The sequence below is a fragment of the Streptomyces sp. NPDC052109 genome (assembly GCF_040680195.1).
In the GTDB taxonomy this organism is placed as follows: Bacteria; Actinomycetota; Actinomycetes; order Streptomycetales; family Streptomycetaceae; genus Streptomyces.
In genome coordinates this window covers 298,185-310,572 of the sequence record NZ_JBFAWF010000003.1, presented here as the reverse complement: position 1 = coordinate 310,572, position 12,388 = coordinate 298,185, and the positions used below count along the sequence as shown (strand labels likewise).

Genomic DNA, 12,388 nt, shown 5'->3' with positions numbered 1-12,388 from the left:
GGCCGCGGCGCGCGGTGCGTCAGGCGCCCTGGGCGTCAGTCGAGTTCCACCAGCAGGTCGCCGCCCTCCACCTGCTGGATGCGGTTGATGGCCAGCCGCGAGACCCGGCCCGCCCTGGGCGCGGTGATGGTGGCCTCCATCTTCATCGCCTCGATGGTGGCGACGGTGGCGCCGGCGGCGACCTCGTCGCCCTCGGCCACGGCGAGGGTCACCACACCGGCGAACGGCGCCGCCACATGGCCGGGGTTGGCGCGGTCGGCCTTCTCGGTCACCGGCACGTCCGAGGCCGCGTTCCGGTCGCGGACCTGGATGGGCCGCAACTGGCCGTTGAGCGTGGACATCACCGTGCGCATACCGCGTTCGTCGGCCTCGCCGATCGCCTGCAGCTCGATCAGCAGCCGGACGCCGGGCTCCAGGTCGACGGCGTACTCCTTGGCCGGACGCAGTCCGTAGAAGAAGGCCTTGCTGTCCAGGATGCTGGTGTCGCCGAAGGTCTGCCGGTGGGTGTCGAACTCCCGCGTGGGGCCGGGGAACAGCAGCCGGTTGAGGGTGGCCCGGCGGTCCTTGGCCAGGCCCTCGCGGTCCTCGGCGGACAGTTCGGGCGCCGGCTTGGCCGCGGCCCGGCCCCGGAGCGCCTTGGTGCGGAACGGCTCGGGCCAGCCGCCGGGCGGGGTGCCCAGCTCGCCGCGCAGGAAGCCGATCACCGAATCCGGGATGTCGAACCTGTCGGGGGTCTCCTCGAAGTCCTTCGGGGCGACACCGGCGCCGACCAGGTGCAGGGCGAGGTCGCCGACCACCTTGGAGGACGGGGTGACCTTCACCAGGCGGCCGAGGATGCGGTCGGCGGCGGCGTACATGGCCTCGATGTCCTCGAAGCGGTCGCCGAGGCCGAGGGCGACGGCCTGGGTGCGCAGGTTGGACAGCTGGCCGCCCGGGATCTCGTGGTGGTAGACACGGCCGGTCGGGGAGGCGAGGCCCGCCTCGAACGGGGCGTAGATCTTGCGGACGCCCTCCCAGTACGGCTCCAGATCGCCGACGGCCTGCAGGTCGAGCCCCGTGGGGCGGTCGGAGTGGTCGGTGGCGGCGACCAGCGCCGACAGCGAGGGCTGCGAGGTCGTGCCGGCCATGGAGGCGACCGCGCCGTCCACCGCGTCGGCGCCCGCCTGGATCGCGGCGAGGTAGGTGGCGAGCTGGCCGCCGGCCGTGTCGTGCGTGTGCAGATGCACGGGCAGGTCGAACTCGCGGCGCAGCGCGGAGACGAGCTTGGCGGCGGCCGGGGCGCGCAGCAGGCCGGCCATGTCCTTGATCGCGAGGACGTGCGCGCCGGCGTCGACGATCTGCTCGGCCAGGCGCAGGTAGTAGTCGAGGGTGTAGAGCCGCTCGGCCGGGTCGTTGAGGTCGGCGGTGTAGCAGAGGGCGACCTCGGCGATCGCGGTGCCGGTCTCGCGTACGGCGTCGATGGCGGGGCGCATCTGGCCGACGTCGTTGAGGGCGTCGAAGATGCGGAAGATGTCGATGCCGGTGGCGGCGGCCTCCTGCACGAAGGCGTCGGTCACCTCGGTCGGGTACGGGGTGTAGCCGACGGTGTTGCGGCCGCGCAGCAGCATCTGGAGGCAGATGTTGGGCACGGCCTCGCGCAGCGCCGCGAGCCGCTCCCAGGGGTCCTCGGCGAGGAAGCGCAGCGCGACGTCGTAGGTGGCGCCGCCCCAGCACTCCAGGGAGAGCAGCTGCGGCAGGGTGCGGGCGACGACGGGGGCGACGGCGAGGAGGTCCTTGGTACGCACGCGCGTGGCGAGCAGGGACTGGTGGGCGTCACGGAAGGTGGTGTCGGTGACACCGGTGGTCGGCGACTCGCGCAGCCGGCGGGCGAAGCCCTCGGGGCCGAGGTCGACCAGCAGCTGGCGGGAGCCCGCGGGGGGCTCGCCGGCCGGCAGCGGGGGCAGCTTGGTGACGGGGTCGAGCAGGTCGGGGCGTTCGCCGTGCGGCTTGTTGACCGTGACGTCGGCGAGGTAGGTGAGCAGCTTGGTGCCGCGGTCCGCGGAGGAGCGGGCGGTGAGCAGGTGCGGGCGCTGCTCGATGAAGGAGGTGGTGACCCGGCCCGCCTGGAAGTCCGGGTCGTCCAACACGGCCTGCAGGAACGGGATGTTGGTGGCCACGCCGCGGATGCGGAACTCGGCCACTGCACGCCGGGCCCGGCCGACGGCCGCCTTGAAGTCCCGGCCCCGGCAGGTGAGTTTGACCAGCATCGAGTCGAAGTGCGCGCTGATCTCCGTACCGGCGTGGGTGGTTCCGCCGTCCAGGCGGATGCCGGAGCCACCCGGGGAGCGGTAGGCGCTGATCCGGCCGGTGTCCGGGCGGAAGCCGTTGGCCGGGTCCTCGGTGGTGATGCGGCACTGCAGGGCGGCGCCGCGCAGGGTGATCGTGTCCTGGGCGAGGCCGAGGTCGGCGAGGGTCTCCCCGGAGGCGATCCTCAGCTGGGCCTGGACGAGGTCGACATCGGTGACCTCCTCGGTCACGGTGTGCTCGACCTGGATGCGCGGGTTCATCTCGATGAAGACGTGGTTGCCGTCGGGGTCGAGGAGGAACTCGACGGTGCCTGCGTTGCGGTATCCGATCTCGCGGGCGAAGCGCACCGCGTCGTCGCAGATCCGTGCCCGTACCTCGGGGTCGAGGTTGGGGGCGGGGGCGAGCTCGATGACCTTCTGGTGGCGCCGCTGGAGCGAGCAGTCGCGCTCGTAGAGGTGGATCACGTTGCCCTCGCCGTCGGCGAGGATCTGCACCTCGATGTGGCGCGGGTCGACGACCGCCTTCTCCAGGAAGACGGTCGGGTCGCCGAACGCGGCGTCGGCCTCGCGGGAGGCGGCCTCGATGGACTCGCGCAGCTGGGCGGGGTCCGCGACGCGGCGCATGCCGCGCCCGCCGCCGCCCGCGACGGCCTTGACGAAGACGGGGAAGCCGATGTCCTCGGCGGCGCGCACCAGTTCGTCCACGTCGGTGGAGGGCTGGGAGGAGCCGAGCACGGGCACGCCGGCGGCGCGGGCGGCGGCGACCGCGCGGGCCTTGTTGCCGGTCAGCTCCAACGTGGCCGTGCTCGGGCCGACGAAGGTGATGCCCGCCTCCTCGCAGGCGCGGGCCAGTTCGGGGTTCTCGGACAGGAAGCCGTAACCCGGGTAGACGGCGTCGGCGCCGGCCCGGCGGGCGGCGGCCACGATCTCCTCGACGGAGAGGTAGGCCCGCACCGGGTGTCCCGGCTCCCCGATCTCGTACGCCTCGTCGGCCTTCAGCCGGTGCAGTGAGTTGCGATCCTCGTGCGGGAACACGGCGACGGTGCGCGCACCGAGTTCGAAGCCCGCCCGGAACGCGCGGATCGCGATCTCTCCACGGTTGGCGACCAGCACCTTGCGGAACATCCTGGATTCCCTTCAGCTGCCTGCCGGCGACGAACACCATGGTGTCAGCCACGCCCTGCCGTACCTCGGGGCAACCTTAGGGGGTGGCCGCCCGTGTCGACGTGCGAAAACCATCACATGGCCGGGGTGGGCGGCGCCACAGGCACGCGCGCTGGGATCAGCACTCCAGGGACGTCATCGCCGTGTCCGCCGAACGCTGGGCGGCCGCCGGAGCGGGCGGACGCTCGGTGGTCGCCGGAGCGGGCACGGCCCGTGGCGGCACGGGGGCGGGAGCCGCCGGCGGCCGCGCGGGCGCGGGCCCGCCGGTCCGGGTGGGCAGCGGCAACCGCGGACGCGCCCGCAGTCGTGCGCCGCGGCCGTGCAGGAGGCCGAGGACGATCGCCGAGCCCACCGCGATCAGGTGCTCGCGTCCGGCCAGGTTGGGCACGGCGATGGACTCCCACACCATCGAGCCGCCGGTCAGGGTGAACACCACGGGCGCGCGCTTGATCACCGCGAGATAGGTGAACAGGCCGACGACGGCCGCGGAGGGTCCGGTGTCGAGCACGTGCGCGCACTCGGGCGGCAGCCCGAAGCCCCACCAGCCGGGGCCCGTCGCGATCATCACGCGGGCAGTGAGCGTGCCGGCCAGAGTGGTGGCGTAGGAGATCGCCAGCGTCCGGGCCCGGCCCAGGGCCAGTTCGGCCCAGGCGAAGGCGAGGAACAGCTGGGTGATGCCCGCCCACACCGGCAGATCGAGGGCCGGGACGTACAGCGAGACGGGTGTGCGCAGCATCGACAGCCACAGCGGCAGGTCGGCCTTGACACCGCCGAGCCGCGTCACCCATAACGCGCCGAGCGGGTGCTGGGCGATCGCGTGGAAGAAGATGACGCCGAACGCGGCGACGAACGCCAGCAGCAGTCCGGACAACCCCCGCCGCGCGAGCCTCCGCGCCGGTTCGACGACGATGGCGTGCCACTCGCCCCGCAGCGTGCGCCCGGTGAACCGGGCGAACCGTGCGAGCAGCGCGCGGCACCAGTCGATGCGCCCTTCAGTCGTCATGAGACACGGCAGCCCATCGCCTCCGGCTCCCCCGTCATGTCCATCGCCCCCTTCACCCCACGTCCGGCATTCCGGTCGCGGGGCGTTTTCCCGTTGTCCGCCCGTTTCCGCCGTCACCGTACAGATGTACGGATCTTTCCCGGTCGACCCACCCCTGCGCGCGGGGCGCGGCACCGCCCTCTCACCCGGAAGGGCCGCCCTCGTCTCCGGTGAGCGCGCGTACACGGCGTCCGGCGCCGGTCCTGGAACCCGGGGAGGCGAGGCATGCGCTCCCCGCGCCGCCCGCGTTCCGGGACTCGTCCGTCCCCCGCTGGTCGCGCCGCTGCCGTTCCGACATGCGCCCGGTCCTCCCCCGGTGTGGGCCTCTGTGGTGGTGAGACCCGATCGATGACAGTTCAGCGAGCCGGGAGGCGGGCGTCAAGATCCATTACGGAGGCACGAGGGTGTGGGAAGACCCACAGGGCCACAGCGGCGGAATCCGTGGCGGAAAGGCAACCTTCAGGCCCTCGGATCCGTCCTCCCGTGCAGGCCCCCGTCGCGGCTCGATGCGGCGCGCGGGCCCGCATCGCGCGGGCCGTCCTCTTCACGGCCGAGGCGGGGTATGACCGCTCGGTTCCCGGGGCGAGCGCGGAACCTTTCCGTTTCGATCACGAACTCTCGTATAGTGACCGCGAGTTCACCACCGAGTGTCACCTCTCACCACCCGAACGTTCCTTCCAGCCCCCACCCGCCCGTCTCTGCCGCGAGGACCGGACCGGACCCATGACCCCGCCCACGCATCCCGGCGACCGACCTTCCCCTCGTACGTTCCTCACCGTCCTCGCCGTGACCGGTGCGCTGTCGGCTCTCGTGGTCTGCGCGGCCGTGGCGGCGGCCCCGGACTCGGTGCGCGCCCCGCTCGCCTGGGGCGCGGGCACGGCGGCGGTCGTGCTCAGCGCGGCGGTGGCCACGGCGACGCACGCCCTGCGCACCACGCGCGGAGTCCGGCGCCGGCTGGAGAGCGTCACCCGGGACCTCGGGCGGCTGCTGCAGCAACAGGCCCGCACGACCGAGGAGTCACGCCTGGAGCAGCAGCGGCTCATCGACGAACTCGCCCGGCAGCGAATCGAGTTCAGCGAGTCGTTCGCGGCCGACCGGGCCCGTCTGGAGCAGGAGAGCGGCGCGGAGACCGAGCGCATCCGCAAGGAGAACGCCCGGCTGACGGTCGAGTTGGAGCAGGCCCGGCGCGAACGTGCCACGGCGATCTCCGCGACCTCCAACGCGGCCGCCCGGATGCAGGCCCTGGCCACGGCCACGCTCGCCGACCTGCGCGCGATGGAGGACCGGCACAGCGACGAGGACGTCCTCGCCGACCTGCTTCACCTCGACCACCGCACCGCCCAGGCCGGCCGCCTCGCCGACTCCATCGCCGTGCTGACCGGGGCGCGTTCGGGCCGCCGCTGGGCGCGGCCGATCGGGATGGAGTCGATCCTGCGCGGCGCGATGGGGCGCATCGCCGGCTACCGGCGGGTTCGGGTGCACTCGGTGAGCGAGACCGCCGTCGCCGGGCACGCCGCCGAGGGCGTGATGCACGCGCTCGCCGAACTCCTCGACAACGCCGCGAACTTCTCGCCGCCGACCGCCGAGGTGCACGTCTATGTGGAGGAGGTGCCGTCCGGGGTCATCGTGTCCGTGGAGGACAGCGGGCTGGTGATGGGCGATGTGCAGCTGCGCCGCGCCGAGCGTGCGGTCTGCGGCGACGTCTCCGAGCTGGGCGGTCTGACCGGTACCCGGCTCGGTCTCGCCGTGGTCGGGCGGCTGGCACGCAAGCACGGCCTGAAGGTGTCGTTCCGGCCCTCCGCGCGCGGTGGTACGGGCGTGTTGATGCTCATCCCGCAGGACGTTCTCACCGGCCCCGCACCGGCGGCTGCCACACCGCTGCCGGAGACCGCGGGGCCGGCCGCGGCTCCGGCCGGGGTGGAGACCGTCCGGGTCCATGAGACCGCCGCGCCTGCGGAGGAGGGGCCGGCCGGGCTGCCCAAGCGGCGCCGGGGCCGTACGCTCGCCGAGGCCGAGCGCTCCCGTTCGGCGCCCCGCTCCGGCGCGCCGCAACCCGCGTCGGCGGACGGGGGCGGGACCCGCGCCACCCGCTTCAGCAGCTTCCGCCGGGCCGTCCGCCCCGCCTCAGAGGACTCCGGCCGCCCCACCGCCGACCCGGCCGTACCGACAGCGGCCGCGCCGCAGACCGGCGACCCGGACGAGGCCACGCCGGCCGGCGCGCACCCCACCCACGCTCCCGGCTCGTCCGAGGTGGCCGGGCCTGACGGAGGAGGCCGCCGCCGACAGGGCAGGGCATCGGACGAAGGGGCCGCCGGTGGCCGGCAGAGCGCCGCGCCGGGCACCTCGGACGCCGACGGCCGGCAGAGCCCCGCACACGACGGTCGCGCGGCCGCCGCGCCGGAGGCGACGGCCCGGGACCTCGGCGACGCCTCGCGGGTGGCCGCCTCGGACGACGGGGCCGCCCCGTCCCCGACCGCTGCCGCGCGGGGCAACACCGCCCACCCCGCCGACCGCACCCCGCCGGACGGCGCCCGGGGCGGCCACGCGGCCGGGGCCGCGCGCGATGCCTCGACCGCCTGCCGGGACGCCGTGGCCGGACCGCGTTCCGGCGACGGCGGCGCACCGGACGCTCCCGGCGGATCCGCACCGGACGGCGCCTCGGACGATCGCGCAGGCGCCCGGCAGGACCTCCCCGGCGAGCCCGCCTCCCCCTCACCCTCCCACCCGCACGCGCACCCGGAAGGCGACACCACTTCATGACCGGCCCGACCACCGCCGACGACAAGCTCACCTGGCTCCTGGAGGGCCTGCTGGAGAGGACCCCGGGCGCCCGGCACGGGCTCGTGCTCTCCCGGGACGGGCTGAAGCTGTGCCGCACCCCGGAGTTGAGCGTCGACCAGGCCGACCAGCTCGCCGCGATCGCCGCCGGTATCCAGTCGCTGTCCCACGGGGCCTCCGTGGAGTTCGGCGACGGCAGCGGAGGCGTGCGTTCGGCGATGACCGAGTTCTACGGCGGCGTGCTGTTCATCGTGGAGGCGGGTGCCGGCGCCCATCTCGCCGTCGTCACCACCGAGGACGCGGACGCCGGGGTCGTCGGGCACAACATGAGCGAACTGGTGGAGCAGCTCGGCGAGTACCTGACCGCGCTGCCCCGCACGTCATGAGCGGCGCTCCCGGTACGAGCCGGCCGGGGCGGGACGACGCTCCCGACCGGCTGTACACCATCACCCAGGGCCGCAGCCGGACCGACCCCGACAGCCCCTTCGACCTGGTCACCCTCGTCGTCGCCGAGTCGGACCCGGTGACCGGGATGCAGTCGGAGCACGCGGCGATCCTGAAGCTGACCCGGTCCCCCACCTCGGTGGTGGAGATCGCCGCCGAGCTGAAGCTGCCCGTGAGCATCACCAAGGTGCTGCTGTGCGACCTGCTGGCGGCGGGCCGCGTCAGCGCCCGCCATCCACGCAGACCGGCCATTACCGACCCCGACATCCTGGAGCAGGTGCTCGTTGGACTCCGCAACATCTGACGCGCGCACCCCGTTGGGTGCCTCCGCCGACAACGGATTCAAGATCGTGGTCGTGGGCGGCTTCGGCGTCGGCAAGACCACCCTGGTCCGCTCGGTCAGCGAGATCCGTCCCCTCACCACCGAGGAGACGATGACCCGGGCGGGCGAGGCGGTCGACGACATCCGGCAGGTGCGTGGCAAGTCCGCCACCACCGTCGCCTTCGACTTCGGCCGGATCACCCTGGACGCCCGCAATGTGCTGTACCTGTTCGGCGCGCCGGGCCAGGAGCGGTTCTGGTTCCTGTGGGACCGCCTGTTCGCCGGCACGCTCGGCGCGGTCGTCCTGGTGGACACCCGCCGCATCGACGACTCCTGGTACGCCATCGACCGGCTGGAGCACCACGGCACGCCGTTCATCGTGGCCTGCAACGACTTCGGCGGCCCCGTCCGCGCGGGCGACGCCGTCCGCGAGGCCCTCGACCTGGACCCCCATGTGCCGCTGGTCGACTGCGACGCCCGCTCTCGTGAGTCCGGCAAGCAGACCCTGATCACGCTGGTGCAGCACGTGAAGAACCGGTACGCCGAGCCGTCCGCCCGGGCGGGCCTGCCCCGAGAGGAGTTCGTGTGACCAGGCCCGACGCCGTCCCGCTCGACGGACCCCGGTTCCAGACCGAACCCGCCCGTCTGTACCGGGAGATGCGGCGCGACCACGGTGCCGTCGTACCGGTGCTGCTCGACGGCGGCGTCCCGGCCTGGCTGGTGCTGGGCTACCGCGAACTGCACCAGGTGACGGGCGATCCGGTGCTGTTCAGCCGGGACTCGGACCTGTGGAACCAGTGGGAGAACATCCCCGCGGACTGGCCGCTGCTGCCGATGATCGGCCGCAGGCAGCCCTCGATCCTCTACACCGTCGGCGACCGGCACCGGCAGCGCGCGGCGATGATCAGCGACGCGCTGGAGGCGGTGGACCCGTTCGAACTGCGGCGGCACGCCGAGCGGTTCGCGGACGAGCTGATCGACGCACTGTGCACGGTGGGCGAGGCCGACCTGGTCGCCCAGTACGCGATGCTCTTGCCGGTGCGGGTCCTGGCGTGGCTCTACGGCTTCTCCGACGAGGAGGGTCCAGGCCTGGTCACCGCGCTGAACGACATGATCGACGGCCGGGAGCGGGCCCTTGCCGGGCAGTCCCATCTCGCCCTCTCCATGGCGCAGTTGACAGCGGACCGGAGGAAGGAACCGGCGGGCGACGCGGTCTCCCGGATGCTGGCCGACGACAGCGGCTTCAGCGACGAGGAGATCACCCAGGACCTGATGGTGATGATGGCGGCGGGGCACCAGCCGACCGCCGACTGGATCGGCAACTCGCTGCGGCTGATGCTCACCGACGACCGGTTCGCGGCCTCGCTGTTCGGGGGCCGGCGCAGCGTCGCCGAGGCGATGAACGAGGTGCTGTGGGAGGACACGCCCACCCAGAACGTGGCCGGCCGCTGGGCCGCCCGCGACACCCACCTCGGCGGCCGTCGCGTCCGGGCCGGCGATCTGCTGCTGCTCGGGCTGCAGGGCGCCAACTCCGATCCCCAGGTGCGCACCGACGCCTCCGCCCTGACCGGCGGCAACAACGCGCACTTCTCCTTCGGTCACGGTGAGCACCGCTGCCCTTTCCCCGCGCAGGAGATCGCCGAGCTGATCGCGCGGACCGGCATCGAGGTCGTGCTGGACCGGCTGCCTGACATCGACCTGGCGGTGCCCGCCGAGTCCCTCACCCGCCGGCCCTCTCCGTGGCTCAGGGGACTGACCGGGCTGCCCGTCCGGTTCACGCCCGTACCCGTCCTCTGATCCGGCCCGTCCCGCCCTCCGAACTCGCGTCACCTCGGCCGGCACGCCGTTCTGCCGGAGGTCCGGGGTCGTTCCCGGACCTGCGCCGTACTCAGTACTCCGACTCTGCCCTGGGAGGCACGTCACGATGACGACCGGTACCGAAGCACCGCGGATCGCCCTGGACCCCTTCGTCACCGACCTGGACGCCGAGAGCGCGGCGCTGAGCGCGGCCGGCCCGCTCGCCGCCGTGGAACTGCCGGGCGGTGTCCCGGTGTGGGCCGTCACCCACCACGCCGAGGCCAAGGCGCTGCTCACCGACCCGCGCCTGGTGAAGGACATCACCGTGTGGGGCGCCTGGCAGCGCGGCGAGATCCCCGCCGACTGGCCGCTGATCGGGCTCGCCAACCCCGGCCGCTCCATGCTCACCGTGGACGGCGCCGACCACCGCAGGATGCGGACCCTGGTCGCGCAGGCCCTCACTCCGCGCCGGGTGGAGCGGCTGCGCGAGCGCATCGAGAAGCTCACCGGGGACCTGCTGGACGCGCTGCCCGACTGCGGAGAGGTCGTCGACCTCAAGGCCGCCTTCGCCTATCCGCTGCCGATGTACGTCATCGCCGATCTCATGGGCATCGAGGAGGCGCGGCTGCCCCGGCTGAAGGTGCTGTTCGAGAAGTTCTTCTCCACCCAGACCCCGCCCGAGGAGGTCGTCGCCACACTGACCGAGCTGGCGCGGATCATGGCCGAGACGGTGGCGGCCAAGCGGGCCGAGCCCGGCGACGATCTGACCAGCGCCCTGATCCTCGCCTCGGAGGACGGCGACCACCTCATCGACGAGGAGATCGTCTCCACCCTGCAGCTGATGGTCGCGGCGGGCCACGAGACGACGATCTCCCTGATCGTCAACGCCGTGGTGAACCTCTCCACCCATCCGGAGCAGCGCGCCCTGGTGCTCTCCGGTGAGGCGGACTGGTCCGCGGTGATCGAGGAGACGCTGCGGTACTCCACCCCGACCTCGCACGTCCTGATCCGCTTCGCGACCGAGGACGTTCCGGTGGGCGGGAAGGTGATCCCGGCCGGGGACGCGCTGATCGTGTCGTACGGCGCGATCGGCCGCGACGAACGGGCACACGGCCCGAGCGCCGCGGAGTTCGACATCACGCGGGAGTCGAAGAACCGGCACATCTCCTTCGGGCACGGGCCGCACGTCTGCCCGGGTGCCGCGCTGTCCCGGCTGGAGGCGGGCGTGGCGCTGCCCGCGCTGTACGCCCGTCATCCGGGCCTGGACCTCGCGGTGCCGGCGACGGAGCTGCGCAACAAGCCGGTGGTCACCCAGAACGACCTGTTCGAGCTGCCGGTGCGGCTGGATTCCTAGCCGGGCGGCGCGGGGCGTTACTTGACTTCGAGAGCGCTCCAACTCGTAGCGTCGCAGACGTCCGGCACGCAGGGGCCCGGACCCGGCCCGCCTCACGGGATGCCGGGTGCCCCGATCCGTCGCTAGATGGAGGAAGGCCCCCGTGCCGTACGGAACGACGATCGAGTGTTCAGGAAAGGCTGGGACATCGCATGCAGAAGCGCAGTCTGCGGGACCTCCAGGTATCGGCCATCGGCCTCGGATGCATGGGGATGTCCGCCTTCTACGGCTCCGCCGACCAGGACGAGGGCGTCGCGACCATCCGGCGCGCCCTCGAGCTGGGGATCACCTTCCTCGACACCGCCCAGATGTACGGCCCGCTCACCAACGAGTCGCTGGTCGGCGAGGCGATCCGGGGGCACCGCGACGAATATGTGATCGCGACGAAGTTCAACTACCGGATGGACGACGCCGTACCGGGCGACATGAGCACGGTCGGCCGGCAGGACGGCTCCGCCGAGCACGTGCGCAGCTCGATCCATGGCTCGCTGAAGCGGCTGGGCACCGACCGCGTCGACCTGTACTACCAGCACCGGGTCGACCCGAACGTGCCCATCGAGGAGACGGTCGGCGCGCTGGGCGAGCTGGTCGCCGAGGGCAAGGTGCGGCACATCGGGCTGAGCGAGGCGAGCGCGGAGACCATCCGGCGGGCGCACGCCGTGCACCCCATCACCGCCGTGCAGACCGAGTACTCGCTGTGGACGCGGGACGTGGAGGCCGAGGTGCTGCCCGTCTGCCGTGAGCTGGGCATCGGCTTCGTACCGTACTCCCCTCTCGGGCGTGGGTTCCTCGCCGGCCGCTTCACCTCGCCGGACGAGCTGGACGAGAACGACTTCCGGCGCAACAACCCGCGGTTCACCGACGCCAACCTCCAGGCCAACCTGCGGCTGGCGGCCAAGGTCAAGGAGATCGCCGCGGAGAAGGACGTGACGCCCGCCCAGCTGGCCATCGCCTGGGTGCTGGCCCAGGGCGAGGACCTGGTGCCGATCCCGGGCACCAAGCGGCGCACCTACCTGGAGCAGAACGCCGCCGCGGTCGGCATCGAGCTGACCAAGGAGGACCTGGCCCGGATCGACGCGGAGCTGCCGCAGGCGGCGGGCGAGCGGTACGACGAGGCGGGGATGCGAACCGTCGATCGCTGAGCGCCTCAGGGGGTGCCTGGT

At 73.0% G+C, this 12,388-nt stretch carries 9 protein-coding genes; 7 read left to right on the top strand and 2 right to left on the bottom strand.

All coding sequences use genetic code 11. The features are described 5' to 3' along the window. Positions 1-35 precede the first annotated feature (35 nt). The gene (locus AB0L59_RS10085) at positions 36-3,410 is read right to left on the bottom strand and encodes a pyruvate carboxylase (protein ID WP_365581371.1); all 3,375 of its coding nucleotides are present in this window, start codon (positions 3,408-3,410) and stop codon (positions 36-38) included. A 157-nt stretch (positions 3,411-3,567) separates the two neighbouring features. After that, complete coding sequence (locus tag AB0L59_RS10080) at positions 3,568-4,452, bottom strand: hypothetical protein (RefSeq protein ID WP_365581369.1); 885 nt, start codon at positions 4,450-4,452, stop codon at positions 3,568-3,570. Positions 4,453-5,214: 762 nt separating this feature from the next. Between AB0L59_RS10080 and AB0L59_RS10075 the strand changes: the two genes are divergently transcribed. The 7 genes from AB0L59_RS10075 (at position 5,215) to AB0L59_RS10045 (ending at position 12,367) form a co-directional block, all read left to right on the top strand. Next, the gene (locus tag AB0L59_RS10075) at positions 5,215-7,251 is read left to right on the top strand and encodes an ATP-binding protein (RefSeq protein WP_365581368.1); all 2,037 of its coding nucleotides are present in this window, start codon (positions 5,215-5,217) and stop codon (positions 7,249-7,251) included. After that, positions 7,248-7,655, top strand: coding sequence for a roadblock/LC7 domain-containing protein (locus AB0L59_RS10070; RefSeq protein ID WP_365581366.1), 408 nt, complete (start codon positions 7,248-7,250; stop codon positions 7,653-7,655). Before AB0L59_RS10075 ends, AB0L59_RS10070 begins: the two co-directional genes overlap by 4 nt. Then, positions 7,652-8,017 carry a DUF742 domain-containing protein gene (locus AB0L59_RS10065; protein ID WP_365581364.1) on the top strand — a complete coding sequence of 122 codons (366 nt, stop codon included), beginning with the start codon at positions 7,652-7,654 and terminating at the stop codon, positions 8,015-8,017. The genes AB0L59_RS10070 and AB0L59_RS10065 overlap by 4 nt, the downstream gene beginning before the upstream one ends. A gap of 13 nt (positions 8,018-8,030) precedes the next feature. Then, positions 8,031-8,624 carry an ATP/GTP-binding protein gene (locus AB0L59_RS10060; protein WP_365581624.1) on the top strand — a complete coding sequence of 198 codons (594 nt, stop codon included), beginning with the start codon at positions 8,031-8,033 and terminating at the stop codon, positions 8,622-8,624. Then, a complete protein-coding gene (locus tag AB0L59_RS10055; RefSeq protein ID WP_365581362.1) occupies positions 8,621-9,832 on the top strand; it encodes a cytochrome P450 in 1,212 nt (403 codons plus the stop codon). The genes AB0L59_RS10060 and AB0L59_RS10055 overlap by 4 nt, the downstream gene beginning before the upstream one ends. 127 nt (positions 9,833-9,959) lie before the next feature. After that, positions 9,960-11,186, top strand: coding sequence for a cytochrome P450 (locus tag AB0L59_RS10050; protein WP_365581360.1), 1,227 nt, complete (start codon positions 9,960-9,962; stop codon positions 11,184-11,186). A gap of 191 nt (positions 11,187-11,377) precedes the next feature. Then, the gene (locus tag AB0L59_RS10045; protein WP_365581358.1) at positions 11,378-12,367 is read left to right on the top strand and encodes an aldo/keto reductase; all 990 of its coding nucleotides are present in this window, start codon (positions 11,378-11,380) and stop codon (positions 12,365-12,367) included. Positions 12,368-12,388 lie beyond the last annotated feature (21 nt).

Excerpts from the sequence above, each read along its gene's own strand:
- AB0L59_RS10075 (WP_365581368.1), top strand. The coding sequence starts at position 5,215 with ATGACCCCGCCCACGCATCCCGGCGACCGACCTTCCCCTCGTACGTTC.
- AB0L59_RS10080 (WP_365581369.1), bottom strand. The coding sequence starts at position 4,452 with ATGACGACTGAAGGGCGCATCGACTGGTGCCGCGCGCTGCTCGCACGG.
- AB0L59_RS10065 (WP_365581364.1), top strand. The coding sequence starts at position 7,652 with ATGAGCGGCGCTCCCGGTACGAGCCGGCCGGGGCGGGACGACGCTCCC.
- AB0L59_RS10070 (WP_365581366.1), top strand. The coding sequence starts at position 7,248 with ATGACCGGCCCGACCACCGCCGACGACAAGCTCACCTGGCTCCTGGAG.
- AB0L59_RS10050 (WP_365581360.1), top strand. The coding sequence starts at position 9,960 with ATGACGACCGGTACCGAAGCACCGCGGATCGCCCTGGACCCCTTCGTC.
- AB0L59_RS10045 (WP_365581358.1), top strand. The coding sequence starts at position 11,378 with ATGCAGAAGCGCAGTCTGCGGGACCTCCAGGTATCGGCCATCGGCCTC.
- AB0L59_RS10085 (WP_365581371.1), bottom strand. The coding sequence starts at position 3,410 with ATGTTCCGCAAGGTGCTGGTCGCCAACCGTGGAGAGATCGCGATCCGC.